This window comes from Streptomyces sp. NPDC052016 (genome assembly GCF_044548445.1).
GTDB lineage: Bacteria > Actinomycetota > Actinomycetes > Streptomycetales > Streptomycetaceae > Streptomyces.
Genome location: NZ_JBIUBX010000026.1, coordinates 104,745 through 130,332 on the forward strand (window position 1 = coordinate 104,745; position 25,588 = coordinate 130,332).

General features: G+C 69.3%; 22 protein-coding genes and 1 pseudogene. 9 read left to right on the forward strand and 14 right to left on the reverse strand.

All coding sequences use genetic code 11. The features are described 5' to 3' along the window. Positions 1 to 71 precede the first annotated feature (71 nt). A complete protein-coding gene (locus ACIHAR_RS29465; protein ID WP_400022595.1) occupies positions 72 to 1,130 on the reverse strand; it encodes an alpha/beta hydrolase in 1,059 nt (352 codons plus the stop codon). Positions 1,131 to 1,927: 797 nt separating this feature from the next. Between ACIHAR_RS29465 and ACIHAR_RS29470 the strand changes: the two genes are divergently transcribed. The 3 genes from ACIHAR_RS29470 to ACIHAR_RS29480 all read left to right on the forward strand — a co-directional run bounded on the left by ACIHAR_RS29470 (position 1,928) and on the right by ACIHAR_RS29480 (position 4,059). Further along, positions 1,928 to 2,338, forward strand: a complete 411-nt coding sequence (locus tag ACIHAR_RS29470; protein WP_400022596.1) for a heme-binding protein — start codon at positions 1,928 to 1,930, stop codon at positions 2,336 to 2,338. Positions 2,339 to 2,460: 122 nt separating this feature from the next. After that, positions 2,461 to 3,267, forward strand: coding sequence for an SDR family oxidoreductase (locus ACIHAR_RS29475; RefSeq protein ID WP_365473284.1), 807 nt, complete (start codon positions 2,461 to 2,463; stop codon positions 3,265 to 3,267). A gap of 423 nt (positions 3,268 to 3,690) precedes the next feature. Further along, positions 3,691 to 4,059 carry a hypothetical protein gene (locus ACIHAR_RS29480; protein WP_400022597.1) on the forward strand — a complete coding sequence of 123 codons (369 nt, stop codon included), beginning with the start codon at positions 3,691 to 3,693 and terminating at the stop codon, positions 4,057 to 4,059. Positions 4,060 to 4,291: 232 nt separating this feature from the next. Here ACIHAR_RS29480 and ACIHAR_RS29485 read toward each other — a convergent pair whose 3' ends face one another. The 4 genes from ACIHAR_RS29485 to ACIHAR_RS29500 form a co-directional block, all read right to left on the reverse strand. After that, positions 4,292 to 5,392: a hypothetical protein gene (locus tag ACIHAR_RS29485; RefSeq protein ID WP_400022598.1), complete on the reverse strand. Its 1,101-nt coding sequence runs from the start codon at positions 5,390 to 5,392 to the stop codon at positions 4,292 to 4,294. Positions 5,393 to 6,403: 1,011 nt separating this feature from the next. Then, positions 6,404 to 6,559, reverse strand: a complete 156-nt coding sequence (locus tag ACIHAR_RS29490) for a hypothetical protein (protein WP_400022599.1) — start codon at positions 6,557 to 6,559, stop codon at positions 6,404 to 6,406. A 73-nt stretch (positions 6,560 to 6,632) separates the two neighbouring features. Continuing rightward, positions 6,633 to 8,429, reverse strand: a complete 1,797-nt coding sequence (locus tag ACIHAR_RS29495; protein WP_400022600.1) for an acyl-CoA dehydrogenase — start codon at positions 8,427 to 8,429, stop codon at positions 6,633 to 6,635. A 64-nt stretch (positions 8,430 to 8,493) separates the two neighbouring features. Continuing rightward, the gene (locus tag ACIHAR_RS29500; RefSeq protein WP_365465986.1) at positions 8,494 to 9,264 is read right to left on the reverse strand and encodes an SDR family oxidoreductase; all 771 of its coding nucleotides are present in this window, start codon (positions 9,262 to 9,264) and stop codon (positions 8,494 to 8,496) included. 286 nt (positions 9,265 to 9,550) lie between these two features. On the opposite strand from ACIHAR_RS29500, the pseudogene ACIHAR_RS29505 reads away from it, so the two are divergent. Together ACIHAR_RS29505 and ACIHAR_RS29510 are read left to right on the forward strand one after the other, a co-directional pair. Continuing rightward, positions 9,551 to 9,905: pseudogene (locus ACIHAR_RS29505) on the forward strand (alkene reductase); the annotation flags it as partial. Positions 9,906 to 10,635: 730 nt separating this feature from the next. Next, on the forward strand, positions 10,636 to 11,508 hold the full coding sequence (locus ACIHAR_RS29510; protein ID WP_365465984.1) for a right-handed parallel beta-helix repeat-containing protein: 873 nt from the start codon (positions 10,636 to 10,638) through the stop codon (positions 11,506 to 11,508). A gap of 146 nt (positions 11,509 to 11,654) precedes the next feature. Here the strand turns inward: ACIHAR_RS29510 and ACIHAR_RS29515 are convergent, their stop codons facing one another. Continuing rightward, entirely contained in the window at positions 11,655 to 12,155 is a 501-nt protein-coding gene (locus ACIHAR_RS29515) for a PaaI family thioesterase (RefSeq protein WP_365465982.1), read from the reverse strand. Between the two features lie 92 nt (positions 12,156 to 12,247). Between ACIHAR_RS29515 and ACIHAR_RS29520 the strand changes: the two genes are divergently transcribed. The 4 genes from ACIHAR_RS29520 (at position 12,248) to ACIHAR_RS29535 (ending at position 16,751) form a co-directional block, all read left to right on the forward strand. Next, positions 12,248 to 12,715, forward strand: a complete 468-nt coding sequence (locus ACIHAR_RS29520) for a winged helix-turn-helix transcriptional regulator (protein WP_400022601.1) — start codon at positions 12,248 to 12,250, stop codon at positions 12,713 to 12,715. A 599-nt stretch (positions 12,716 to 13,314) separates the two neighbouring features. Further along, positions 13,315 to 14,097 carry a transposase family protein gene (locus ACIHAR_RS29525; RefSeq protein WP_400022602.1) on the forward strand — a complete coding sequence of 261 codons (783 nt, stop codon included), beginning with the start codon at positions 13,315 to 13,317 and terminating at the stop codon, positions 14,095 to 14,097. 225 nt (positions 14,098 to 14,322) lie between these two features. Beyond that, positions 14,323 to 15,363, forward strand: a complete 1,041-nt coding sequence (locus ACIHAR_RS29530; protein ID WP_400022603.1) for a hypothetical protein — start codon at positions 14,323 to 14,325, stop codon at positions 15,361 to 15,363. 371 nt (positions 15,364 to 15,734) lie between these two features. Further along, positions 15,735 to 16,751: an aminotransferase class I/II-fold pyridoxal phosphate-dependent enzyme gene (locus ACIHAR_RS29535; RefSeq protein ID WP_400022604.1), complete on the forward strand. Its 1,017-nt coding sequence runs from the start codon at positions 15,735 to 15,737 to the stop codon at positions 16,749 to 16,751. Between the two features lie 324 nt (positions 16,752 to 17,075). On the opposite strand, the gene ACIHAR_RS29540 is transcribed toward ACIHAR_RS29535, so the two are convergent. From ACIHAR_RS29540 to ACIHAR_RS29575, 8 genes are all read right to left on the reverse strand, one after another. Further along, a complete protein-coding gene (locus ACIHAR_RS29540) occupies positions 17,076 to 17,237 on the reverse strand; it encodes a transposase (RefSeq protein WP_400022605.1) in 162 nt (53 codons plus the stop codon). 37 nt (positions 17,238 to 17,274) lie between these two features. Further along, entirely contained in the window at positions 17,275 to 17,565 is a 291-nt protein-coding gene (locus ACIHAR_RS29545) for a hypothetical protein (RefSeq protein WP_400022606.1), read from the reverse strand. 70 nt (positions 17,566 to 17,635) lie between these two features. Further along, positions 17,636 to 17,863 carry an MbtH family NRPS accessory protein gene (locus tag ACIHAR_RS29550; protein ID WP_400022607.1) on the reverse strand — a complete coding sequence of 76 codons (228 nt, stop codon included), beginning with the start codon at positions 17,861 to 17,863 and terminating at the stop codon, positions 17,636 to 17,638. Beyond that, the gene (locus ACIHAR_RS29555) at positions 17,860 to 21,783 is read right to left on the reverse strand and encodes an amino acid adenylation domain-containing protein (RefSeq protein WP_400022608.1); all 3,924 of its coding nucleotides are present in this window, start codon (positions 21,781 to 21,783) and stop codon (positions 17,860 to 17,862) included. The genes ACIHAR_RS29550 and ACIHAR_RS29555 overlap by 4 nt, the downstream gene beginning before the upstream one ends. After that, positions 21,780 to 22,007 (reverse strand): phosphopantetheine-binding protein, encoded by a 228-nt coding sequence (locus ACIHAR_RS29560; RefSeq protein WP_365465962.1) that lies wholly within the window; start codon positions 22,005 to 22,007, stop codon positions 21,780 to 21,782. The genes ACIHAR_RS29555 and ACIHAR_RS29560 overlap by 4 nt, the downstream gene beginning before the upstream one ends. A 5-nt stretch (positions 22,008 to 22,012) precedes the next feature. Next, positions 22,013 to 22,645, reverse strand: coding sequence for an isochorismatase family protein (locus ACIHAR_RS29565; protein ID WP_400022609.1), 633 nt, complete (start codon positions 22,643 to 22,645; stop codon positions 22,013 to 22,015). Between the two features lie 11 nt (positions 22,646 to 22,656). Then, complete coding sequence (locus ACIHAR_RS29570) at positions 22,657 to 24,336, reverse strand: (2,3-dihydroxybenzoyl)adenylate synthase (RefSeq protein WP_400022610.1); 1,680 nt, start codon at positions 24,334 to 24,336, stop codon at positions 22,657 to 22,659. Then, positions 24,333 to 25,529, reverse strand: a complete 1,197-nt coding sequence (locus ACIHAR_RS29575) for an isochorismate synthase (protein ID WP_365465958.1) — start codon at positions 25,527 to 25,529, stop codon at positions 24,333 to 24,335. The genes ACIHAR_RS29570 and ACIHAR_RS29575 overlap by 4 nt, the downstream gene beginning before the upstream one ends. Positions 25,530 to 25,588 lie beyond the last annotated feature (59 nt).

Consider the following 25,588-nt stretch of genomic DNA (forward strand, 5'->3'; position numbering starts at 1 on the left):
CACTCGGACAACTCGGTTGTCTAGAGGGAGGGTTGGCCGTCCACCCGCCGGTGGGGCGCTGCGGCGGTGGGTTAGCCGCTCGTGCCCAGCGCCTGCCGCAGGACGAGAACGGCTTGGGTGATCGCCCCGCGTGCCGCAGACGTCGACGACAGCGGCGTGAGCACGACGAAATCGTGGATGACGCCCTCGTACCGCGTCGCGGTTACCGCCACTCCTGCCGCACGCAGCTTGGCCGCGTACGCCTCGCCCTCGTCCCGTACGACATCGGCCTCCGCGGTGATCACGAGCGTCGGCGGCAGCCCGGCGAGCTGCTCCTCTGTCGCCCGCAGCGGACTCACGGTGATCTCCGTACGCTGCGCGTCACCGGGGACGTACTGGTCCCAGAACCACCGCATCGCGTCTCGCCGCAGGAAGTAGCCTTCCGCGAATCGGTGGTAGGAGTCGGTGTCGAAGTTGGCATCGGTGACCGGACAGAACAGCACCTGCTGGACGAAGCTCACGTCCCCGCGCTCCTTGGCCAACAGCGTCAGCGCTGCACTCAGATTACCGCCCGCCGAGTCCCCCGCGATAGCCAAACGCATGGGGTCGATGCCGTGGTCGGCTCCTCGGCGCGCCGCCCACCGGGCGACGGCGTAGCACTCCTCCAGCGCGACGGGGAAATGGACCTCCGGTGAGAGGGCGTACTCGGGGAAGACCGCGGCGGCCCCCGCACCGACCGAGAGTTCACGCACCAGTCGGTCGTGAGTGAGCGCACTGCCGAAGACCCAGCCCGGGCCGTGGATGTACAGGATGGCGGGCAGCGCGCCGACGGCCCCCTTGGGGCGGACAATACGTACTGCGACACTGCCGTTCGGCCCGCCCGAGACCGCGATCCACCTCTCGTCCACTTCGGGCACGCCCGCCTGCCGCGACCGCCCTTCCTGCCCACCGTGCGTGCCCTGCACGGCAGGTGTCGCCTCTGCCGCCCGTACCGCTTCCGCCGTCCCTGCCGTCTGCATTCTCTGCATGGCTTTGCGGCCTTCCACCGGCCCGAGATCCGTGAGGTACGGCGGCTCTGCGGTGGCTTCCGCGAACGCGCGGGCTTCCGGTTCGAGCGCAGGCTGCACAGGGTTGGAGGACGAGTCGGACATTACACACTCCTTTACGGCGGCGGCGTCGGACTCGGAAGCTCAACGCCCGGTGCGCCTGCGCCGCGCAGCCGTGAAGGCGCACCTGGGTACCGGCGGAGGCGAAGATCACCTGCGATGGAAACACCGGCGCAGCCCCCAGTGCATCAGTCACATGACTGGGAAGTGCGGGCCTGCTGCCGCGCACGGCTGTCATACTGACCGGCGTCGCCCGCTGTGGTGCAGCAAGGGGCGGCAGAAACGCCGCAGCGCGCCTGCCCCTGCTCGCCGTGGCTGAGGGCAAAGGTCTCCCGACAGCTGGCGGCATCCGGATCAACTGATCGTTTTGTCGTGGGACCGGCGTGCCGACCGGGTGCAAGCCAGGGGGACCCCCGCCCGTCGACGAACTGCGCGCCGCGGCCTCAAAAGGCGGACCGGCGATCCGGCAGACGGGGCGTCTGAGCCATCGTCGCAGCCCTGCTCCCGGCCGAGTCGGCAGCCAGGCGCGTTTGTCAACGGGCGTCGGATCGCCCGACATGACCCTTCAGCGGTCACCTCAGCCCTTCCGGAAACCGCGTGCCGCTTGCGTCAATCGATACCTATGCGGGAGTCACGTCTGCCTGCCCCGCCATGGGCACCATACCTATGGGAACCGCTGACAGCCCGTTCCGGCATGGTCGGATGACGGATTACCCCCGCGCCCGGCATGGCCAAACATGGATGTCGAAAGGGAACGCCGACCGGTTAGCAGAAATTCACGGCAAGCGCCTGAATAGCGAAAGTGGTCGGCAATGAAGACACCATGTAAGGAGCTGGTCGCAGTGCCTGACATTTCGACCGAAGAGGCCCAGCGGGTTCTCTCGGCCGGTGTGCGAAGGGCAGCGGAAATGGCGCTGCCTATGAACATCGCGGTGTTCGATACCGGTGCGAACCTCAAGACCTTCGTTCGTATGGACGGTGCCCTGCTGGGTTCGGCCGACATCGCGATGGGGAAGGCGCGCACGTCGGCGCTGTTCCAGCTGGACTCCGAAGCGCTGTTCGAATACTGCAAGCCGGGCGGTACGTCGTTCGGCCTGGAGAACAGCAACGGCGGACTGGTGGTCTTCGCCGGCGGCAAGCCGATCCGCAACGCCGAGGGCGTGGTCGTCGGGGCCGTGGGTGTGTCCGGGGGGTCGGTCGCCCAGGATGCCGAGATCGCCCAGGCGGCGGCTGCCGCGCTCGCTGCCGCATAGGCCTGAGTTCCCGTCCCGGCCTGAGCTTCCGCCCTGGCTGGGGTGTGACATGAACCAGTCCTATGGATCGGTTTCTGAAAATAACCAGATACAAAAAACCAAGAAAAGGAATGTGCATCATCATGAGCGGTAAGCGGATTCTGATCACGGGTGCCGGATCGGGTTTCGGTGAGGGTGCGGCCATCGGTCTGGCGAAGGAGGGTCACGACGTCATCGCCACGGCCCAGATCTACCCCCAGGTCGCGGCGCTCCGGCTGAAGGCGCGCGAACTCGGCCTGGACAACCTGCGGGTCGAGAAGCTGGACGTCCTGGACCCGTACGACGTCGCGGCCGCGCTGAAGTGGGACATCGATGTGCTCTTCAGTAACGCCGGTATCGGTGAGGCCGGTCCGGTCAGCGAGATCCCCGTCGGGCTGCTGCGGAAGAACTTCGAGACGAACGTGTTCGCCCCGCTCGAGCTCGCTCAGAAGTTCGCCCGCAAGTGGATCGACCAGGGCCGGCCGGGCAAGGTGGTCTTCACCTCCTCGATGGGCGGTCTGTTCACCCCGACCGGCTTCGGCCCCTACGTGTCGACCAAGCACGCGCTCGAGGCCCTCGCGGAGGCGCTCCGGGACGAGCTGCGCCCGCACAACATCAAGGTGCAGACCGTCAACCCCGGCGCCTACTTGACCGGTTTCAACGAGACGATGGCCGAGACGGCCTTCAGGTGGCTCGACGACGACAAGAACTTCAACAAGCGTGCCGACGTGCAGGCCGGGTTCGACTCGCTGCTCGGCACCGACGAAGGTCGCCTCGACCCCCAGGAGATGATCGACGCGATGGTGCGGATCGTGCCCAGCGACACGGGCAAGTTCCGCAACGTGGTGCCGGGCTTCGTCGAGGACATGCTGAAGAAGAGCCAGACCGAGGCCTGGGACATCACCATCTAGGTGTTCCGTCCACGGAGATCGCCCTGACGCGGATCCCCTCCGAGGCACCTTGAAACGGCTGAGGGCCTTCTGGCGCGGTGCGGATTTCCACATCCGCGGCGCTGACCGGAAGGCCCTCACGCCGTCCCACCTGATGCCCTGGCCGGAGGCACTTCCCACACTGGATGCCCGGATGGTGCATCCCGCCGCTGTCGACGCCGCGCCGAGTGCGCCTCCTGGGCGGTTGAACGGAGAGAGTGCGACAACAACCAGTGGGGTCGACGGGCACGTTGCTGTCGGCAGCGATGGCTGTCGCCCGGCCGTCGGGCGTGATGCCGAGCGCAGCGGCCCTCTCGGCGACAGCGCCGGAGAACTTCCGGGCGCCCGTCACGACCTCGTCGAGCTGGAGATGAATGGAGCAAAGCGTCGCCCGTACAGGCTTCAGTGGACCTGCTTGCCCATCAGCGACAGATCCAGCAGGTCCACCAGGGCGCCCTGCAACGGCAGGATAGGAGTCCAACAAAGCTCCTGCGCGAGCGAGTTGAGACGTCGAACAGGTCCCTCAACGGCACGGGGGCCTTGTCCGTTGCGGACGGCTGCGGCGTCACCCGATCAGTGGCCACGCTGAAAAGGCTCACTGATCGGATCGCGCTGCTCATGGAGAAAGGCGTCGAGCAGTACGAGGCGGCCCTTCGGGAGAGCTGTCCCTTCGTCCGCGGCGCGCGTTTCTCCGGAGCCGAGTACGCGGTCCGGGATCCCGTGCTCTTGGGCTTCCCTTTCGCGCTGCGTGGCCTGGGCGGACGGAGGGCTTGATGGCCTGGCCCTTGTCGCTGGAGGACTCGGGTACTCCAGGGTGCCACCGGATTGAGCGTGCCGACGATAGCCACTGCCGGGACGACGGCGGGCGATGCGATCGTCCGGTGGGGGTTGGAGTAGGGGTTGGACCCCGAGGCCTGGCTCGCTGTCCGAGCGGCGACGGGGTGGGCGTCGGGGCCGGCGGTCTGGGCACTGCATCGAGACGGCTATGGAGGTGATCCCGGCACGCTTATAGTTTCGCGGCATCCAACAGGCGCAGCAGTGCCCTTTTGGTGGGGTGCTGTTTGCGCAATGCGCGGTAGCGAGCGGTGAAGGCCTCGGTGGAGCCGTTGCGGCCTGCGAGTACGGCCAGGTCCTCCAACAGTTGCACGGCGGCGGGATAGTTGCGGCCCCTCTGGTGCGCGATCATTTCGTGGACACGCTTCCAAGCGGCCTCAGGATCGCCTTCAATGACGTCGATGCGGGCTCTTTGAGCAGCCTCGGCGAGCTGGCGTTGCGCCTCTTCGTGGTCGGCCCTTTCCCGTTCTTCGCGGGTGAGTCGCTGTGCCGTGGAGGCCAGCGCGGCAGCCTTCAACTGGGCTACGGTCCGTCGTGCCTCGACGGGGGCTGTGTCTGGATGTTCGAGGCTGAAACGGCGCCGCAGGTCGGCGACGGTGTGCTGATCGTTGTTGTAGTGCGGGCTGGGGGGCGGTGAGAGGGCGGCGGCCGCGCTGATCAGGTCTGGGTCGATCCGCAGGAACGTGGCGAGGTCGACGAGGGGCTCGGGCAGGGCGGCAAGGCCAGCGGGCAGCGGGGGTTCGACCTCGTCTTCGTTCAGGTCGCCGTTGCCCAGGCAGAGCAGCCAAGCCAGGTAGAGCAGTCGAAGGTCTCCCGCGGCAACGTCGGGGCGGGCCCTGGCGATCGTTGGCAGCCATTCCTCTTCTCGGCCGGAGTCCTGACCGTAGTCGCTGAAGTCGAACAGATCGTTGAAGTCGTCGAGTTCGCAGTCTTCGTCATCGGAGACCAGAGTGATCAACACGTGCTTGCCGTGCTGGCGCGCCTCGGCTGACTCGCCGGAGCAGTAGCGCTCGGCGACACTCAGCGGGAGTTGCTGGGCGGGCCATCGGAGAATGATTCTGCGGTAGCCCCAGTTAGCGAAGTAGAGGTGTCCGTCGTAGTACCTCTCCATGAGCTGGTCGCAGTCGCCTTTGAAGTCGCCCCACTGGTACGTATTCAGGAACGTGGTGCGTGTGAGGGCGGCACGGGTGGTCAGCTTGCGGATCTCGGTGAGCTGCTCGTCGGTCAGAGGGCGGTCGGCGGCGAGGAACTGGTAGTGCTGGTACTCCGACATGGGCGCCTCCGGCTGTGCTCGTGTTACGCATGACGATTTAACCGGAGGACCGGTGGTTCAAGAGGCGAAACCGCCCAGGGCACAGCGGAAGTGGCCATCGCGGTGGGCATGGTGAGGTGGGCGTTCGTCCGAAGGACCGGGAGTTGTTGAGTGCTGTCGGTTGAAGACCAAGGGGTTCATGCGACGCACTGTGGAATGCCTCACCTGCGCCCTCGAACGCCACTGCCGATGCCAGTGCCGGCACCCCCATGACAGTGCCTCGCACAGGCTTGCCGACCTGTGGTCCTGCGGTCAGGTCCCACACCCGCACCGTCCCATCGCCGCCACCGGTGACAGCGACCGGACTTCGACGCGTTGGCTGCCACTCAGCCAACCGCCGCGGACCGATCACATGACGAGTGGCCCAGACACTCCTCTCGGAATAGCCGCTCGCCACGGGCACCCGCAATCGTCGGGTCCTTGCCTGACGCCCCCCTGTCGACAGAGCCCTCGACTCCGCAGCTCGCCGCTGCCGACTGCCTGCACCTGCACCACCTCAGCCTCGGCGATACCCGGGAGGCACGGCACTGGCTCCATGAAGTCACCGACGACAGTCCTGGACCCCGACGCCCCCCGACGAGGCCTCCCTCGCCACCCTGGAAGCCGTCGCAACCCACGTCCGCAGGACCGGCACCAGCCTGGCCAGCGCCCGCAACGGCGGGCTGGAGATGGAGATCGACCGCCTCGCCACCGCGAAGACTGGCACCATCATCGTCCAGCGCCCGCGCGAAGCAGGCCGTCCCGTACGCCAGTCGGTGAGGGCCGGGGCCGGGCCCATGCGGCATCGTGGCTCGAGCGGTCACGTGCGGAGGGCTGGAGTAGTGGTCATGTAGGGGACCAGTCGCTGGATCAGGCGGTCGGTGGCGTAGGCGACGGCTGCGGTGGGGGCGTTGGCGCGGGCGAGCACGACCAGGATTGCGGCGACAATCCTGCGGGAGGTGTGGAAGGCGTTTCCCGCGCCGGCTTCGGTGATCAGTCAAAACTGTCATCGCGTTCGATGCAGATCTGACCGGCCGGCACCTGGCCGCGTGCGGGCCAGGTGACATCGTTGGCCAGTGCTGCCTTTGCGGAGAACGCGGCCGCCAGTTCATCCGCCCAATCCGCATCCATGCAGCCCGCGACCGCCATCGCGGGCGGCCAGCACGGACCTCCGCATCCCTCTCTGGGCTCCTGAGTTTCAGAGGGGTCCTGGAAGACAAGCTCAGAAGCACTCCGCGGGCATGTCGAGGGTGGTGCGGTCGAGGCTTTCCAGCAGCGCGAACTGCACTTCTGTCCTGGGCAGTTCGTACCGGAAGAAGTACTGACCCGCCCGGCGCTTGCCCTCGTAGAAGGCGTCACTGCGTCCGGCGGCGGCCAGCATCTGCTCCAGCCACATCCAGGCGAGCACGACGTGTCCCACGGCTTCCAGATAGACCGAGGCGTTGGCGAGGGCGGTCTCGGCGTCCCCGGCCTCCCACAGGCGCTGAGTCACGGCGGCGACGCGGGCGACGGAAGCGTCCAACTGCCGCCCGAATCCGGCGACCTCGTCGTCCGCGGCCGCCGCGCGGGCGGTTGCCGTGGAGACGGTCTCGATGAGCAGGCGGAGTCCCGCGCCGCCGTCCATGACGACCTTTCGGCCCAGCAGGTCGAGGCCGTGGACGCCGTGCGTACCCTCGTGGATGGGGTTGAGGCGGTTGTCCCGGTAGAACTGCTCGACGTTGTACTCGCGGGTGTAGCCGTAGCCGCCGTGGACCTGGATGGCAAGGTTGTTGGCCTCCAGGCACCACTGGGAGGGCCAACTCTTGGCGATCGGGGTGAGCATGTCCAGCAGAAGCCCGGCCCTGGCCCGCTCGTCGGCCGTCGGGGCGGTGCGTTCGTCGTCCAGCAGCCGCCCGCAGTAGAGGATGAGAGCCAGCGCGCCTTCCACGTACGACTTCTGGGCGAGGAGCATGCGCCGGACATCGGGATGCCCGACGATCGGGATCTGGGGGGTTGTGGCGTCCCTGGCCATGAGCGGGCGCCCCTGGGGCCGGGTGCGCGCGTAGTCGAGGGCGTGCAGGTAGCCGGTGTAGCCGAGCGCTGTGGCACCGAGTCCGACACCGATGCGGGCCTCGTTCATCATGTGGAACATGTAGGACAGGCCGCGGTGGGGCTCCCCGACCAGGAAACCCACGGCACCGGGGGCCCCGCCGGGCCGGAAGGCGCCCTCACCGAAGTTCAGCAGCGTGTTCGTCGTCCCTCGATACCCCATCTTGTGATTGAGGCCGGCCAGGGCGACGTCGTTGCGCTCGCCGAGTGTCCCGTCGGCCCCCACCAGGACCTTGGGCACGATGAAGAGTGAGAGTCCCTTCACCCCGGGCGGGCCGCCGGGGATCCTGGCCAGGACCAGGTGGACGATGTTCTCCGTCAGTTCGTGGTCGCCACCGGAGATCCACATCTTGTTACCGAAGAGGCGGTAGGTGCCGTCGTCGGCCTCTTCCGCGCGGGTTCGGACATCGGCCAGCGAGGAGCCCGCCTGTGGCTCCGACAGGCACATGGTCCCGGAGAAGCGGCCCTCGACCATCGGGCGGACGTAGGTGTCGATCTGCCCGGCGGTGCCGTGGGCCAGGAGCAGGTTGGCGTTGCCGATGGTGAGGAAAGGGTAGGCGGCCGTTCCCACGTTGGCTGCCTGGAACCAGGCGAAGCAGGCGTTGGCCACTACGCTGGGCAACTGCATGCCGCCCACCTCGTGGTCCATGCCCCCGCCGATCAGCCCGGCGTCGGCGAAGACCTTCAGGGCCTCTTCGACTTCGGGGATGATGTGCACCCGCTCGCCGTCGAAGCGCGGCTCCTGGGTGTCGTTCTTCTTGTTGTGCGGTGCGAAGTGCCGGGCGGCGATCGTTTCGCTGAGGTCCAGCACCGCGTCGAAGGTTTCGCGCGAGTGGTCGGCGAAGCGGGGGCGCGCGGTCAGGGACTCGACGTCGAGCCACTCGTGCAGCAGGAAGTCGAGGTCTTGGCGGGAGAGCAGGAGGGAGGCCATGGTCCTCTTCTTCTGTGGGTTCGGGTTGTGTGTGCGAGGGGGGAGGGGAGTTGTCGCCGGCCGGTCAGACCGTGGTACCGAGGCCGCCGTCGACGGGGATGACGGCGCCGGTGACGTAGGCGCCCGCACGGCTGGCCAGATAGACGGCGACGCCCGCCATGTCGTCCGGCCGCCCGATCCGGCGCAGCGGAGCCGACTCCGCGATCGCCTCGCCCATGGCGTCCAGGGTCGCGGCCATCATCTTGGACTCGAAGGGGCCGGGCGCAATGGCGTTCACCGTGATGCCCTGTGGCCCTAGCTCCTTGGCCAGTACGCGGGTCAGGTGGTGCAGGCCCGCCTTGCTGGCCGCGTAGGAGTAGGCCGAAACCGGGCTGACGTGCAGGCCGTCGATGGATCCGATGTTGATGATCCGCGCCGGGTCCTCCGTCGACCCGCCGGCGCGCAGCTTCGGCAGGAGGGCCTGGGTGAGCAGGAAGGGGCTGCGCAGGTTGAGGTCCATCACCTTGTCCCAGCCGCTGACCGGGAACTCGTCCAGGGGCGCGCCCCAGGTGGCGCCGGCGTTGTTCACCAGGATGTGCAGCCGCTCCTCCCGCTCGCCGATGTCTGCGGCGAGTCGGTGGCACTCCTCCTCGTGCGACAGGTCGGCCGGCAGCGCGACCGCCTGGCCCGGACCGGAAAGCCCGCGCACGGCCTCCTCGCAGGCTTCCGCCTTGCGGGAGCTGACGTAGACCTTGGCTCCCGCTTCGACCAGGCCCCGGGCGATCATCAGGCCGATGCCGCGGGAACCGCCGGTCACGAGGGCGGTTTTGCCGACGAGGGAGAACAGTGAGGTCACCGGTGGACTCCTGAGGGGGAGGGGTGGCACGGGCAGGCTGTCCTCGCACCGACCTAGATACTAAGCAGTCGCTTAGAACTGTTCAAGCCATGTACCCACGGAACCCCCCGGGCTTCCATGCCTCCGTGCCTAGACGGTGGTGCGGTGGACCGGCTGCGGATCCCCGAGGGGCGTCGGCCTCACCCGACGCCCGGGGCGACCGGCACGACTCCGTCAGCGTCGGCAACGCGGGTCCTTGGGGAGGTCCTGGTACTCCGGGGAGTGGAGTGGACCCATGCATCAAGACGAGTTCTACACCGCGCTACTGACCGAGCTGTCCCGCCTCGAACTGGCCTACATCCACCTCGCAGCCACCGCCGAGGAGGAGGTGCTGGCCGGCCTGCCCCGCGCATGGCAGGGCACCCTGATCATGAACTCGGGTGCTCCCGATGGGACCGAAGCACACCGGCCGGGACGAGGCCGACCCCTGGCTCGACCTGGGGGCCGAGCTCATCAGCTTCGGCCGCGCCTTCATCTCCAACCCCGACCCGGTCGAGCGGCTGCGCACCGGGGTGCCACTCGCTCCCGTCGACGAGGCCACGTACTACCAGGGCGGCGACACGGGCCACCTGACCTACCCGGCCTACCAGTACACGGCCTGACACCACCCCTCGGCGTCCGGCCCCGACGCATCCAGCGGCCCCGGCGAACAACGCCTCGTTCGGCCTCGGACTCCTCGTGCGAGGCCGCTTGCGTGAGCGCAGGCCACGCACCTGCGCACAGCAGTCCTGTGCTCGGGGCTACGGTCCATCTCCTCGCCGAGGTCGATCCGGCGGCACCGTGCCGGGCAGTCACGAGGCTCGCAGTCCGGTCGGTCAGTCCTCGCGTCGGCAGCGCCCGTGCCGCTCGGTCCGTTCACGATGCGGGCAGACCATGCCGCTATGGAACCGGCGCGGCAGAGTCGGCTGTTCGTGGCAGTCCGGCACTTCGGTCGTGCCCGGCCCTGAGCCCGGACAGGATCGGGACACGGCCGTTGACCAGGCCGGACACTCAACCGACTGTCCGGGACAGCCAACTCCGTTGAAACCGCCCGCCCGAGCCCAGGAAGCTGGGCATGGCCCGCGGATGAAGTCAGCGGGCACGAGTTCCGCTGATGCCGGAGCGCGCACAGATGAACATCCAACAGCCGAAAACGAGATGAGGGCGGGTATGCGGAAGAAGTCAGCGCTGATGGGCCTTTGCTTGGCAACGATCGCGGCCACGGGCATGACCGCGGTGGCGCCTGCAACCGCCTCCGCGGGGGAGGCGGTGACCATATACGTGGACGCTGAGGCGCCTGCATCGGGAGCCAGAGGCGCGCTCGGTCGTAACGGGCTCTCGCGGGGCGCGGCCGTGTCCTCCGTCGCCGAGGCGCAGGAGATCGCCCGGGCAAGAGGGGGACGCGATGTCACCGTCCGCCTTGCTCCTGGCACGTATGCACCCATCGACTGGTCCTACGCCCCGAAGGGCGGGCACATCACCATCACCAGCGAATCCGGTGGCCCGGCGGCGGAAGATGCGTCCTCAGCCTCGGTCATCAACTGCGAACTCGACGGAATTGCCGAGTACGGGGTGAAGCTCACCTCCGCCGACGCCGGAGTCACCATCGCCGGCCTGACGATCGAGAGCTGCCGCAACGGCGGCATCAAGGCGTCCGGGGCGCTCGACGTCTGGGTCGAGAACAACCTCATCCGCTACATCGGCAGCAAGCACGTGGACGGTACCGGCAACGAAGGGTTCGGCGGGGTACACCTGCTCAACTCCGGCAGGGCGCACATCGAGGGGAACCGGTTCTACTACCTGGAGAACACCGGGAGCCCCGCCGGGGTCCATGGGGTGTACGCGGCGAACAACTCGGACGGGATGATCGTCCGTGACAACAACTTCGGCTACATATCCGGCGATCCGATCAGGGTCCGCAACGGCACGGACGCCGGCCTGGTGGACCACAACCGGTTCTGGAAGACCGGCTACATCGCCGTCCTCAGCGACTGGCGTTTCGGCTCGGAGATCTGCTCGCAGGGCAACGTCTTCGCCGACAACGTGGTCGGTAACACCACCTACGCCAACCTGAGGTTCAACATCGACCCCACCCCCAACGGAGTCGTACCGTCGGTCCGCAAGTGGGGACATGACGCCGTCAAGCCCGAGAACCTGGGTGGTTGCAGCCCCGCCCCCATCGAGTTCGGCGGTGGCAACAGCTACACCAGTACCCGCCCCTGGTAGCTCTACGGCAAAGCCGCGCAAGCCTGGGACCGCGCTCGTCCGAGGCTGACCCGAGGGGCGGGGGTGGCCCGGGGTCTCTTGGCCCCGCCTCGCCCGGCAAGATCCTCGAACCGGAGACGATCAGCCGGCTTGCCCGTGTCCGTCTCTCAGGTCGCGGAGGCAGGCATCGGAAACAGCATGCAGCTGCTCGTGGCGTGGGCCAGCAGGCGCTCCCTCGTGTCGACCAGCCGGGCCTCGGCGAGCGCGGTCTGCCGACCTCGGCTGATGACCGTTCCGATGGCGCGGACCCTGCCTGTGTCCGCGGTGATCCGCTTCAGGAACTTCACGGTCAGGTCGAGCGAGGTGTACCCCATGCCCGGCGGGAGCGTGGACTGCACGGCACACCCTGCCGCCGAGTCGAGCAGGGTGGCATAAACGCCGCCGTGCACGCTGCCGATCGGGTTGTAGTGCTCCTCGCCCGGCGTCATCGAGAACACCGCCTTTCCCTCGTCCACCTCGTCGAGTGAGAAATCGAGGGTCGCCGCGATGGGCGGCCCGGGCAGTCGACCCGCCTGCATCTCGCGCAGGAACTCCAGGCCTGTGGCGCGCCCCACGGCTGCGGCGCTGATCGAAGGGTCCTCCCACTCGTACGTGCGTATGCGTCCCATGTCCTGGCGTCCTCCCGGCTGACTTCGTTGGTTGAAGCTAGCTCGATGCTTCCCTGACTGTCAAAGGTGAAGCCAGCGCTTAGAATGGCGGCATGGAGTGGCTTGAGGTCAGCACGGAGAACTGTCCCGTCCAGCGCACCCTCGATCTGGTCGGAGAGAAGTGGACACTGCTGATCCTGCGGGATGCCGCCAACGGCGTACGCCGGTTCGACGACTTCCGGCGTCACATCGGCCTGTCGGAGGCGGTCCTGAGCGATCGGCTCCGGAAGCTGACCGGAGCCGGCGTCCTGATGACCGTTGCCTACCGGGAGCCGGGCAGCCGCTCCCGCAACGAGTACCGGCTGACGCGCAAAGGGTGGGACCTGTGGCCCGTACTGGTCGCTCTGCGCCAGTGGGGCGATACGTACGCCCCGGATCCCGAAGGCCCGGTTCTGGACATACGCCACGCCGAGTGCGGAGCACCGGTCCGCGTCGTCGTCGAGTGCGCTGAGGAGCATGCGGCCTTGACTCCTAAGGAGGTCACCGCCCGGCCGGGACCCGGTGCGCGGCGTCGGGCGTGAGACCGCTCGCGCATCGGCTGGTTCTCGACCCGCTGCCACGGCGGAGGCCTGCGACGCGGTCACCGGCCTGCGACGGATGCACCAGGGCACAGGACGCCACAGGGCTCGAAGGCGGAACTCGGCTCGGACGACCGCGAGTTCGTGAGGACCGCACGTTCCATGCCGTGATGGTCCTGAGGCACCGAACCTGTTCGCGGGCTCTGCGAACTGCTCGATTTCTCCACCCATGGGCGCCGCTGCCTGGCCCCACTGCCGGCCGGGCCGTTTCTTTCCGCGCCGGGCTTCGTATCGCCGGCATCTTCATCTGGTCCTCCCTCTGATCTCGGGGAGTTCCCGTCTGACGAATCGGCAGCCACACAACGTCGGGGCACTCCCAGCACCAGGAGCAGGGAGTGCCATCCGGTGAACCCTCCGCCTTCTGCCTGCAGTTCGGCCCATGTCGTCCAGGTCCCGTTCATGCATGATGACGGAGCCCTTTTCGTCGTCATCGTGCTCATGCTGGTCACGGTGGACGTCGGGGACCCAGAGATCGACGAGGGCGAGGCTCCAGGTAAGACAGCAGTCGGTCAAGATCCGATGCCCCGACCGGGAGCCTCGCCGTGCTGTCTTACCCCGCCACGATCCCGCTGTCCAGCCGAACCCTGAACCACCTTGCCGAGCGCATCCGCAACCACAGCAACCAGCGTCGATCCCGGTGGCGGCGCCTCGACCCCGGCCGACAGGCCCTGCTCACCCTCGCTCACCTGCGCAACGGCGACACCTACACCCGCCTGGCAGCCGCGTTCGGCATCGGCGTCGCCACCGCCTGGCGCTACGTCCGTGAAGCCGTCGACCTGCTCGCCGCAGCCGCGGACGACCTGGCCACTGTCATGGACCGTATCCGCAAGCTGGCGTACGCGATCCTCGACGGCACACTGATCCCGATCGACCGTGTAGCCGACCAGAAGCCCTGCTACTCCGGAAAACATAAGCGGCACGGCATGAACGTGCAGGTCATCGCGGAGGCAATAGGTCGCCTGGTCTGGGCCTCGCCAGCGCTGCCCGGCGCCACCCACGACCTCAGCGCCGCCCGCGCTCACGGCATCATCGACGCGCTGACCAGCGCCGACGTGATGACCTTCGCAGACAAGGGCTACCAGGCAGCCGGTGGGAGCGTGCGCACGCCGTTCAAGCGCCACCGGTACCGGCCGAAACTGTCCCGCCGGCAGAAGGCCATCAACCGCGCACACGCCCGCATCCGCGCCCGCGGCGAACGGGCCATCACCACGCTCAAGACATGGAAGATCCTGGCCAAGCTGCGCTGTTGCCCCCGCCGCACGACCGCGATCGTGCAGGCCGTCCTCGTCCTGCACCACGTCGAGACCAGCCGCTACTCAGGATGAAGACGGCACAGTGATTCCTTGGCGGCGCTGTTCGAGGTGAACCGGCTCCTACTCGCGGCAACGTACCGGATGCCGGGGCTCGCAAAGCAAGGCCGAAGCCCGATGCAAGAAGCTGGTCAAGGCGGGCGACTTCAGGTCAGCTGCACCATCCGACGAGTGTGAAAGCATGCGACGATGCCAAACGATGCTCTTCACGGGGGTCCCGTCCAGGTCGCTGCCCGTCTCGTGGCCACCGCCGCAGCCCCGCTCGACCCCGCATCGGCGGACGCCCCTCAGGTGCTGCACTGGCCCGGGCGCAGGCTGCTGGTGCAGCGCGGGGACACCGAGCTGGCCGTCCGCGACCTGGACGGGGAGGGGACAGAGATCCGTTTCCCCGCGCCCTGGCCTCGCCGGTACGGCTCGGTGACAGTCTCGCCCACGGGTACTGTTGCCGTGTTCGCCGGCGTGCACGCGTTGCGGGCCGTGGATTCGACCGGTGCCGTGCGGTGGGAGATCCGGCACGGTTGTTGGTCCCCCGCCGTGTGCACCGGGGCCCATGCCTCGTTCTCCGAGTACGCCGACGACTACCACCACGGCCACGCGGACGTCGGCTCGGCGGCATTCTCCGCGGACGGCAAGCTGCTGTGGGCGCACGTCCGCAACCGCGCGGGGCGCGACGTCAACGAGGAATGGCTGATCCTCGACCCCGCCGACGGCACGGTACTGACCCGGGCCGACACGATGACCGTGGGATCGGGCTCCCTCCACTTCCCCCATCCGAACCCGGCCTACATGGGGCTGACGGTCGGCGAGGGCGAGGAGAACTCGCCCGTGCTGTGGGGACACTGGGACGGCGCGAACCTCACCGTCCAGCGGTTCATCGAGGAGGTCCTCCTCGCAGTGAGTCCGTCCGGGGAGCACTTCCTGACCACGGACCTGGGGCAGTGGACCCTCTACCTGCACCGGGCGGAGGACGGCATCGAACTGCGGCATCTGGACGCCGACGAAGCCGTGCCCCTTCCCGCAAGCTCGGACGACGACCGCGTTCTGTGGGACTACGAGGCGGCGGCGTTCCCCTACGACGACACCGCCGTGGTCGGCACCGAGGACTCCGCGGAGGACCCCCGCCACTGGTTTGTCGACCCGCACACGATGGCCCTGCGCGGCCGGATCGCCTACCCCTTCCCTGTCTCGGGACCTCCCCGATCGGCGGGGCAGGGCGCCTGGTACACGGTCTCCAAGGACAAGACCACCCTCCACCTGTGGAACGTGCCGCACCGGGAATGAGTCAAAGGCCTCCACGCCACGGCCCTGGAACTCGGCGAACGCACCGTCGCCACGCTCAAGACATGGAAGATCCCGGCCAAGCCGCGCTGCTGCCCACGCCGCGCGACCGCGATCGTGCAGGCCGTGGAGCGCCGGCAAGACCAGGACGAAAGTCCCGGCACAGCGCGGTGAAGCAGGAAGCCCCCGGAAGGGTCAGCCGACCCCGACTGGAATCCCTGGACTTTAAGCCAGGAGCACGTCAAACCGAACCCAGGCTTGCTCTGGGAACGCACCAACGGGGTCGCACGCAGCTGGAACGTCATGGCCGACGGACGCTGCTACGCCTCCCTGGAAGACCGGGCCAGCGAGATCGTGCCGGAAGGTGCAACGGCATGAGGTTCGACGAGTTCCGGGAATGGCGGCAGCGGCAACTCAGTGCTTCCTCGTCGCTTCTGGACGCCGCCGAGACCAACGTGTACAGGGCGCTCGCTCCGATGCGACCGGAACCGCCGACCGACATGAGGACGGTGCACCGGTGCGATCTCGTCCGTGCCTGGCTGCGGCGTTTCGAGCTGCCGGAAGAGTCATCCGGCCGCGCCATGGTCTGTCGAGGGGTCCGTCACGGGCTCGGCGTGGTGTTCCACTGGCTGCGCGCCGTGCAGGCGCGGTTGTGGCTGCCCAGTGACGTGTACCCGGTCTACTTCGACCTGGCCCGGGCTGCGGGCCTGGCGCCCGCGTCCTACCCGACGCTGCCGGCGCCGGCCCTGCCGAGGTCGCCGGCGGACGACCGGCCCGAATACCTGCTGCTCTCCAACCCCAGCAAGCCACTCGGCCGGTACCTGTCCGATGCCGGGTGCGCCGCGGTGATCTCGTGGTTGCGGGAATCACCGCACCGCCGCCTGCTGATCGACAGCGTCTACGACCTGGGAGTCCCGTTCGCCGCCGGCACACGGCGATTGTGGGACACCGGTTGCGCGGTCCTGCTGCACTCGGTCACCAAGGGATGGCTGTGGCCACGCACGTTCGGCGTGGTCCTGCTGGGCCCGGCGCAAGCCGAACTGGCCGAAGCGTTCCGGGCGGATCCGCCGACGCCGGCTCAGCTGAGGCTCGCCGATCGCCTGCTGACCGAGCACAGTGACGTGCCCCGGCAGGTCGTCGACGAACTGGCCGCACGGGCTGAGCGGTTGTTCGAACGGTTGCCGGACGAGGTGCTCGGGGCGATCCCGACGGCCAGCCGGACCTGTTCCGGCAACTACTTCTTCCCGGTTGAGATGCCAGCGGAGACGCTCCGGCGTGAGTGCGGCGTGCTCGCCATACCGGTCAGCGTGTTCGGGGAGAGCAGTTGGTCCGGCTCCATCCTGACCAGCCTTGCTGACGCTTTCGGTCCGACGCCGGCGGTGGCGCGATGAAGCCACTGGAGGACCTGGGTGACCGTCAGCGGGCCGAGGACGAGCGACTGCCGGTCGAGTGGCTGGAACAGGACAGTGCCGGCTCCCCGACTCGCCCTACCACCACACGTCGGTCGTGGACCGGGACGGGGCATGGCTCGACGTGCGGGCGACGACCAGCTACGACGCCGGCGCCCAAGTGCTGCGCTCAACGCTGGACTACCTACGCGAGGGCGCGTGCGTACGCACCAAGAAGGTACTGCGGAAGGTTCGCTTCGGCGCCCGACAACGCCCGCGCTGTGGGGTCGCACTGTGGCCAGTGCCGTGACGGGCAGGTTCACCCGGCTAGGCAGTTTCGTTTGGATCACCTAGCGGACCAGAGGAAGATGCCTGCCATGCGATCGCGTCGATCACCCCGCGATGATCCCGCCACCGGCCACCACGCTTCGGCGTCCGATCCGGAAGCAACGTCTCAATCCGCGCCCACTGCGCGTCAGTCAACGGCACACCCGGACCAACGATCAGCCAGATCTGGAGTGAGCGGCTACATGCTGCCTGGGTCGTCGGCTCGGCCGACAGCTGTCCACCAGGCGATCACTCGGGCTGCCATCGCTTCCGGCTGCGAATCCAGAGGGTCTAGGCCGAAGTGATCCTCCAGTTCGTGCCGCAGAAAGGCACCGATCTCCGTCTGGTCACCGCGCTCACGGAGCCGCTGGAGCAAAGGGGCGAGCATGCAGTCGTACTCATCCTGCACATCGTCGGCTACACCGATCGGGTCCCACTCATTGAGCAGGTGCCGCAAATCGTTCTCGGTGGCGGGGGGCCCAGGTTGCATCGCTCAAGAGTGCCACCCGGGAACGACCGCCGCCATCACTCGCCGCCCACCTTGATCCAAACGGAACCGCCTAGCCGGGCGGCGGGCCCAGTGGCTCGACAGGGGTGCCGCCGGCGGCATCGCGGGCCACCTGGCGGGCGCAGGCCTCGTGTGGGGCGGGGCCGAAGCGGGTGTTCCAGCCCGGTGGTACGGCGCGCCAAGTGGGCCACAGGGACTGCTGTCCTTGGGCGTTCTCCAGTACGAGGTGGGTGTCCTTGCCGTCGGGGCCTGGATCGAACGGTCCGGCTTCATAGCTCATGCGTCGAGCTCCTTGAGGCGCGCCGCCAGGAGGGCGGCGATGTCGTCGAGGTGGCCGTCCTGCAACAGTTCAGGATGGGTGCAGTCCAGGTCGTGGTTGACGATCGGGCCGCTGACGTGGGGGTGCCATGCCTTCCAGGTGAGCCAGTCCTCCGCCCGTGGCGCGGCTGCCGTGAAGAAGAACAGGTCGCCCTGGAAGCAGCGGTGCTGGTGCTCACGCACCATGCGCGCGTGGTGGGGCACGATTTCGATGATCCTCGACAGCGTCCGGTCGGTGAGACCGGCGAGGGGGCTGCCCACCCGGCGCAGCGTGGTCAGAACGTCATCGCGGGTGCGCTCGTCGGTGCGGTCGTAGCCGGCCATGCGCAGTATCGCGGTGAGGGCGTCGCCCTCCTCGGGCGCGGGCCGCTCCCGCCACTGGTCGGCCGGAAACGCGTCGAACAGCGCGAGGAGCTCGACCTCCTCACCGGCTTCCTGGAGCACGCAGGCCGCGGTGTGCGCGAGGATCCCGCCGAGAGACCAGCCGGTCAGCCGGTACGGACCATGTGGCCGCACCACGCGGAGGCACTCGACGTAGTCGGCCACCTGCTCCGGCAGAGTGCGCGGCAGCGGCTCGTCGCCGACCAGGCCGCGTGCCTGGATTCCGTACAGGGGCTGGTCCGGACCGAGGCGGGATGCCAGGCCCGCGTAGCACCAGGAGATGCCACCTCCGGGGTGGAACGCGAACAGCGGGGGCCGCTTGCCGTCGGTACGCAGCGGAAGGAGGACGTCGAGGGCGCCTTCGGCCGCGTTTCCTGCGAGGCCGGCGCCGTGTGGCGGCCCCGTGGCCTCGAGACGCGCGGCGAGAGCGGCGGGGGTGGGTGCCTCGAACAGCGAACCGATGGTCAGCTCGGCGCCGCATTCCCGCCGCACCCGCGCCACCAGCCGCACCGCGGACAACGACGTGCCGCCCAGGTCGAAGAACGCGTCGTGGGGACCGACCCGGGCGACCCCGAGCACCTCCGAGAAGAGCCCTGTGAGCACCTCCTCGAGCCGGCCGGACGGACGACTGGTGTTGCGCTCGCCACCGGTGACGACAGGGGCGGGCAGTGCGCGGCGGTCCAGCTTGCCATGGGCGCTCAGCGGGAACGTGTCGAGGCCCACGACGGTGGCGGGGACCATGTGTTCCGGCAGGATCCGCGCCAGCTGGGCCCGTACGGCCGCGGGGTCGGCGCCACCGGTCACGTACCCGACGAGCCGATCCTCCCGCACCACGGCGCACGCGCCGTCCACGCCGGGCTGATCCGCCAGCGCGGCCTCGATCTCGCCCAGCTCGATGCGCTGCCCGCGCAGCTTCACCTGGTGGTCGGTACGGCCGAGGTACTCGAGCTCGCCCCGATCCGTCCAGCGCGCCAGGTCGCCCGTGCGGTACATCCTGCCGCCCGGCGGCCCGAAGGGGTCGGCGACGAACCGGGACGCCGTCAGCGCAGGGCGGTTCAGATAGCTGTCGGCCAACTGCCGTCCTGCCAGGTACAGCTCACCTGCAATGCCCGGCGGGCACGGCTGGAGCGCCGCGTCCAGCACGTAGAGGCGGGTGTTCCACACCGGGCCGCCGATCGGCACCGGGCCACTGCCGTCCCGTCCACACGCGTGGTACGTGACATCGACGGCGGCCTCCACCGGCCCGTACAGATTGTGCAGTTCGACGTCGGGCAGCGCCCGCACGAAGGCGCGCACCGTCTCGGGGGGCAAAGCCTCACCGCCGCAGAAGACCCGGCGCAGCCCCGTGCAGGCGGCCGTGTCGGCCCCGGCAAGGAAGACCCGGAGCATCGACGGCACGAAGTGGCAGGTCGTCACGGACTGAGCGCGCATCAGGGAGGAGAGCGCGACCGGGTCCTTGTGGGCCCCCGGCTCGGCGACGACGACCGTCGCGCCCTCGCGCAGCGGCCAGCAGAACTCCCATACGGACACGTCGAACGACGGCGGAGTCTTCTGCAGTACCCGGTCGTCGGCGGTCAGCGGGTAGGAGTGCTGCATCCAGCGCAGCCGGTTGTCGATCGCCCCGTGCGAGACGACGACGCCCTTGGGGCGGCCCGTGGAGCCGGAGGTGTACATGACGTACGCGGGATGGGCGGGCGTGAGCGCACGTGCCGGGTCGGTCGGTGGGTAGGGGGACACGTCGAGTGCGTCGAGGGCGACCACGGGGGCTTCGACGTCCTCGGGAAGGCGTCCCGCGCGGTCGGCCACGGCGCACACCGGCGCCGCGTCCTGGATCATGTACGCCAGTCGCCGAGCCGGATACTCCGGGTCGAGCGGCAGATAGGCGGCACCCGACTTGAGCACGGCGAGTACGGTGGCGACCAGCTCCAGCGAGCGCGGCACGCAGACCGCGACCACTGCACCCGGCCGGGCGCCGAGGGTCTGCAGATGCCAGGCCAGCCGGTTGGCGTGGGCGTTCAGCTCCGCGTACGTCAAGGAGTGGTCCCCGTACACCAGCGCGGTCGCGTCCGGGGTGCGCGTGGCGCGTGCCTCGATCGGGCCGATGAGCGTGGTCGCGGGCAGTGCACGTGCTGTCTGGTTGAACTCGTTCAGGACCAGAGCCTGTTCGGCGGGCGTCGCGATGGTGTGAACAGCGAGCGGCTGCCGAGGGTCGGTGCCGGTGAGACGGGCCAGCAGGTGCACGAAGCGCTCCTGGTGGGTGGCGAGTTCGGCGCCCTCGTACAGCGAGGGGTTGCCGTCGTGGTCGATTCCCAGGCCCCGGCCGTCGGCGCGGTCGTAGACGTTGACCCTCAGGTCGTCGACAGGGCCTGCGGCGAGGTTGCGCGCCCGCGCGGGGGCACCTGCGAAGTCGACGCCGTAGTCGAAGGGCATGATGTTGATGACCGGGCCGATCAGGGCGTGGCTCTCGCCGAGCAGTCCCAGGTCGCGGCGGATGTCTTCGTAGCGGAAGCGCTGGTGGCGTCGCACCTCGCGGATGCCGAGCACGACCTGGTGCACCAGTTCGGCGAAGGTCGCGTCGGGGGCGACGGTCAGCCTGAGGGGGAGCACGTTCATCACCATGCCCGGCACGCGCAGCGCGGCCGACCCCATGCGGCTCATCATGGGCAGGCCGAGCACGACCTCGGACCGGTCGGTGGCGCGGGAGGTGTAGAGGGCCTGTGCGGCGACCAGAATGTCCGGCCATGTCGCGCGGACCCGGGCGGCCAGTTCGCGCAGACCTTCGGTGGTCTCGGGAGTCAGCCGAGTCGTACGGCGACGGAACGTGCGCGAGGGCAGCGCGCCGCGGCCCGCGAGCCGGGGCGCCTGGGGCCGGTCGGCGAACGCCTTCGTCCAATGGGCCCGGTCGGCCGCGAAGGCGTCGGACGCGCGGTAGGCGGCATCCTCGTCAACGAGGTCGGCGAGGGCTCCGAAGGAGCGAGGGGCGGGTTCCTCGCCCCGGGCGAGCGCCGTGTATGCCTCGGCGGTGCGTCGTACGAGGAGCGAGTAGCCGAAGCCGTCGATGACGAGGTGGTGGATGCGCTGGTACCACAGCCATCGCTGCGTGCCGACCCGGAACAGGGCATGCCGGAAGAGGGGTCCGGCCGCCAGATCGCAGGGCTTGGCGAGGTCGGCGCGCATCCACGCCTCGGCCTTCCGCTCGGCACCGTCACCGTCGCGCAGATCGAGCACGGTCAGTGGCAGCTCGACGGTGGCGCGTACGCGCTGGCGAGGACCCTCCGGGCCGTTCTCTATGCAGACCCGCAAGGCGTCGGCCTCGGCGGTGACGCGGCGCAGGGCTGCGGCGAAGAGGTCCGGATCGAGCGGTCCGTCGATGTCCAGGCACTCCGCGGTGTTCTGCGCGGGGCTGAGAGGATCGAGGGCCTGCGCGTACCACATGCCCGACTGGGCCGCGGTGAGCGGCAGCACGGTGGCCGGGGTGCCGGTGGTCGTGACGGAGGTCATGAGGCCCCCAGCAGTACTGCCCAGGCCTTGAGGACCGGCTGCTCGGCGAGGTCCGCGAAGCCCGCTTCGACGCCGTGCTCGCGGCGCCATCGTTCGAGCAGTGTCATGATGCGGACCGAGTCGATTCCGTAGTCCACGAGGTTCTCGTCGAAGGGGATGTCCGCGGGATCCTCGCCGAGACAGTCGGCGACATCGCTGCGGAGCTGCTCCAGGGTGAGGGCCACGGTGCTCAGAACTCCTTGAAGAGCGCGTCCGTGGTGGTCACGAACGCGCAGCGGCCGGCGGCCCAGCGCAGGGCCATGTCGTGGTCGTCGCGGGAGAAGTCGGCGACGGCATCGGCGACGACGAACGCCTGAATATCCTGCATCCACGCGTCGCAGGCGGTCACCAGCACGCCGATGTGCGCGTACACACCGATGACGACCAACTGGTCGCGGCCCGTCTCACGGAGCAGCCGCGACAGCCCGGTGCGCACGAACGCGCTGTACTTCCACTTGGTCAGGACCGTGTCGCCGGGATGTGGTGCGACCTCGTCCGGCACGGCGAGCGCGTCGGCGTCGTCGGCGACGCCGGGGCCCCAGAAGTCGAGCTGGAGCCCGCGCTGGCGAGGCGTCTGGCCGCCGCGCTGCGCCGAGTACACGACCGGCATGCCGAGGCCACGGGCGCGCTCCAGCAGCCGGCCGGTGTTGCCCAGCATCCCCGTCAGCGGTTGTTCGCCGGAGGGAAACGCACCGAGGAAATGTTTCTGCAGGTCGTGAACGAGCAGCGCGGCGCGCGCGGGGTCCACGGCCCAGGCGACCCGGTTCTCCGGCAGCTCGCCCGGCGCCGGCAGCGGGTAGGAGGCGATGGCGGGAAGTGCCATGGCGGAGCCTTTCAGTGCGGCTCGGAGGCGGCCGCGGTGGACCGCAGCCCTTTCTTGCTGACCTTGCCGACCCCGGTCCGCGGGAAGGCGTCGACGAATTCGACGAGATCGGGGACCTTGTAGTCGGCGATGCCGCGGTCACGGACGAACCGCTTGATGGCGGCCGGCTTCAGCTGCTCCGCATCCTGGCGGAGGACGACGTAGGCGAGTGAGCGTTCCCCCAGGTACGCGTCGGGCACCGCGACGACGCAGACGTCGTGCACGGACGGATGGGCGAGGATGATGTTCTCGACCTCCTCCGGCGCGACCTTCTCACCGCCCCGGTTGATCTGGTCCTTGGCCCTGCCCTCGACGACGAGGTGGCCCGTCGGGGTGCGGCGCACGATGTCGCCGGTGCGGTAGAAGCCGTCCGGTGTGAAGGCGCGTGTGTTGTGGCCGGGGGCACGCCAGTAGCCGCGGATCGTGTACGGGCCGCGGGTCAGCAGGTGCCCGAACGCGCCCTCGGGGACGTCGTGCTCGGTGTCGTCGACGACGCGGATCTCGTCGTCCGGGGAGATCGGGCGGCCCTGTGTGGTGACCACGGTCTCGAAGTCGTCGTCCAGCCGGGTGTAGTTGACGAGCCCCTCGGCCATGCCGAAGACCTGCATCAGCCGGCAGCCCAGGGCGGGTTCCAGACGGCGAGCGGCCTCCGCGCTGAACTTGGCGCCGCCGACGAGCGCCAGCTCCAGACTCGTCAGGTCATGATCCGCCTTCGGACCCGCCTCGGTCCACAGGAGGGCCAGTGGCGGCACCAGCCCCGTCATCGTGATGCGCTCCTGCTCGACGAGGGGCAGGGCCGTCGCCGGGTCCGGGCCGGGGGACAGCACGACGGTGCCCCCGGCATACAGCGTGCCCAGCCAGCCCGGCGAGCTCATCGGGAAGTTGTGTGCGGCCGGCAGGACGACGAGGAAGCGGGTGTCGGCGTCGACGCCGCAGATCTCGTCGGAGCCCCGCAGCGAGTAGACGTAGTCGTCGTGGGTGCGCGGGATGAGTTTCGGCATCCCTGTCGTACCGCCCGACACCTGCAGGAACGCCAGCTCGTGCGGCTCCGGTCCGGTGGGCATGACGACCGGGTCGCACGGCACGTCGGACAGCGCGGTGTGCTCGCCCGGGTCGCCGACGACGAAGACGTGCCGCAGGCTCGGCGTGCGCTGTGCCACCCGCGTCGCGAGCTCGCGGTGGTCGAACCCCGCGTGACGGTCGGGGACCACATAGGCGACGGCCTCGGCGAAGGAGCAGAAGTGGTCGATCTCCGTCTCCCGATGCGCGGGCAGCGCGTACACGGGCAGCGCACCGATGCGGAACAACGCGAAGACGACCTCGATGAACTCGCCGGTGTTCGGCAGCTGCAGAACGACCCGGTCGCCCTTGGAGATCCCGCGCGCTGCGAAGCCGACAGCCAGCCGGTCGGCGCGCTCGTCCAGTTCCCGATAGGTCCAGGTGCGGCGCTCGGGCACCGGGTCGACGAGGGCGATGCGGTCGGGGTGGGCGGCGGCTCGCTCGCGCAGTAAGCCCCCGAGGGTCTCGCCGCGCCAGTAGCCCGCCGCGCGGTAGCGCTCGGCGAACTCCGGGGGCCAGGTGGGTGCGCCGATGCCCGGCGTGGTCGCGACGGGATCCCCCGTGCCGGAGGCTGGGGGAGGGTGGGCGGTCACAGCGAAGCTCCCACGGCATCGAGGAACGTACGGAACTTGGCGCTGGTCTCCGCGGTCTCGGCCTCCGGCGCCGAGGCGGCCACCACCCCGGCGCCCGCGAACAGCCTGAGCGAGCGCCCTGCGGCCTCGGCGCAGCGGATCGTCACGACCCACTCTCCGTCCCCGTCCGCGTCCTGCCAGCCGACCATGCCGGTGTACGGGCCGCGATCAAACGGCTCCGACTCGGCGATCACGGCTCGGGCCACCTCGGTCGGGGTGCCGCACACCGCCGGTGTGGGGTGCAGGGCGGATGCCAGCTCCAGGGAGGTGACGTCAGGGTCGGCCAGATCGCCCGTGACGCTGGTCGACAGGTGCCACATCGCCGCCGTACGCATCAGAGTGGGCCGCTCGGGCACCTCCAGGCAGGTGCAGAACGGCGCGAGCGCCTCGCGTACGGCGTCGACGACGACGGCGTGCTCGTGCAGGTCCTTGGGCGACTCCAGGAGTGCCGCCGCGCGTCGGACGTCCTCGGCCAGGTCGGTGCTGCGCGGCGCGGACCCGCCCAGGGGGTTCGCGGTCAGGCGGCCGCCCCTTCGGGCGACGAGCAGTTCGGGGCTGGCTCCTATGAGCGTGCGACCGGGGCCGCTGGGGACGGCGAAGGTGTATCCGGCGGGGTCGCGGCGGGCCAGGCGGCTCAGCATGGCTGGCAGATCGGGCTCGTCGGGTGAGGTCAGCTCCAGTGTGCGAGCGAGGACGACCTTGGTGAACTCCCCGGACCGCATCCGCGTCACCGCGTCGGCGACCACCTGGCCGTACCGCTCGGGCGCGGGAACCTCCCGCACCTGCCAGTCGGCGCCCTCCTGCGGGAGTGGCGCGGGCAGGGTGATGAGCGGGTCCCCACTCAGCGGCGGCGCCCACTGGACGGACCGGGGCGAGACCAGGGAGTGCGGGGCGTCCAAGGCGAAGGGGACGGAGCCCACGACGATCGGTGCCGGGGCGCCCGCCCGTCTCCGGGCGTCCAGGACGGCACGCACTCGCCATGTCAACGGCCGCGTGTCGTGGGGTACGTCGGCGGCGGCTCCGTTGCCCAGCAGGGTGTGGTGGGGCGAGGCGAGGAACCGGTCGGTGCCCGCGCGGTAGGCGTCGAGCAGGGCGGTTGCCGCGCCGGGAGAGACGAGGGCCGTGGCAGGGGGTTCGCGCAGAGAGGCGGACATGGATGTCTCCAGCGGGGGAGGCACGATCCGTGGTCGGCGGAGCCGCTGTGGGGCGAGCG

What these genes read in the sequence shown, in the direction of transcription:
- ACIHAR_RS29515 (WP_365465982.1), bottom strand. Translation starts at nt 12,155, where the DNA reads ATGGGACGCATACGCACGTACGAGTGGGAGGACCCTTCGATCAGCGCC.
- ACIHAR_RS29535 (WP_400022604.1), top strand. Translation starts at nt 15,735, where the DNA reads ATGAGGTTCGACGAGTTCCGGGAATGGCGGCAGCGGCAACTCAGTGCT.
- ACIHAR_RS29520 (WP_400022601.1), top strand. Translation starts at nt 12,248, where the DNA reads ATGGAGTGGCTTGAGGTCAGCACGGAGAACTGTCCCGTCCAGCGCACC.
- ACIHAR_RS29485 (WP_400022598.1), bottom strand. Translation starts at nt 5,392, where the DNA reads ATGTCGGAGTACCAGCACTACCAGTTCCTCGCCGCCGACCGCCCTCTG.
- ACIHAR_RS29465 (WP_400022595.1), bottom strand. Translation starts at nt 1,130, where the DNA reads ATGTCCGACTCGTCCTCCAACCCTGTGCAGCCTGCGCTCGAACCGGAA.
- ACIHAR_RS29475 (WP_365473284.1), top strand. Translation starts at nt 2,461, where the DNA reads ATGAGCGGTAAGCGGATTCTGATCACGGGTGCCGGATCGGGTTTCGGT.
- ACIHAR_RS29550 (WP_400022607.1), bottom strand. Translation starts at nt 17,863, where the DNA reads ATGAGCTATGAAGCCGGACCGTTCGATCCAGGCCCCGACGGCAAGGAC.
- ACIHAR_RS29490 (WP_400022599.1), bottom strand. Translation starts at nt 6,559, where the DNA reads ATGGCGGTCGCGGGCTGCATGGATGCGGATTGGGCGGATGAACTGGCG.
- ACIHAR_RS29545 (WP_400022606.1), bottom strand. Translation starts at nt 17,565, where the DNA reads ATGCAACCTGGGCCCCCCGCCACCGAGAACGATTTGCGGCACCTGCTC.
- ACIHAR_RS29495 (WP_400022600.1), bottom strand. Translation starts at nt 8,429, where the DNA reads ATGGCCTCCCTCCTGCTCTCCCGCCAAGACCTCGACTTCCTGCTGCAC.
- ACIHAR_RS29575 (WP_365465958.1), bottom strand. Translation starts at nt 25,529, where the DNA reads ATGTCCGCCTCTCTGCGCGAACCCCCTGCCACGGCCCTCGTCTCTCCC.
- ACIHAR_RS29565 (WP_400022609.1), bottom strand. Translation starts at nt 22,645, where the DNA reads ATGGCACTTCCCGCCATCGCCTCCTACCCGCTGCCGGCGCCGGGCGAG.
- ACIHAR_RS29555 (WP_400022608.1), bottom strand. Translation starts at nt 21,783, where the DNA reads ATGACCTCCGTCACGACCACCGGCACCCCGGCCACCGTGCTGCCGCTC.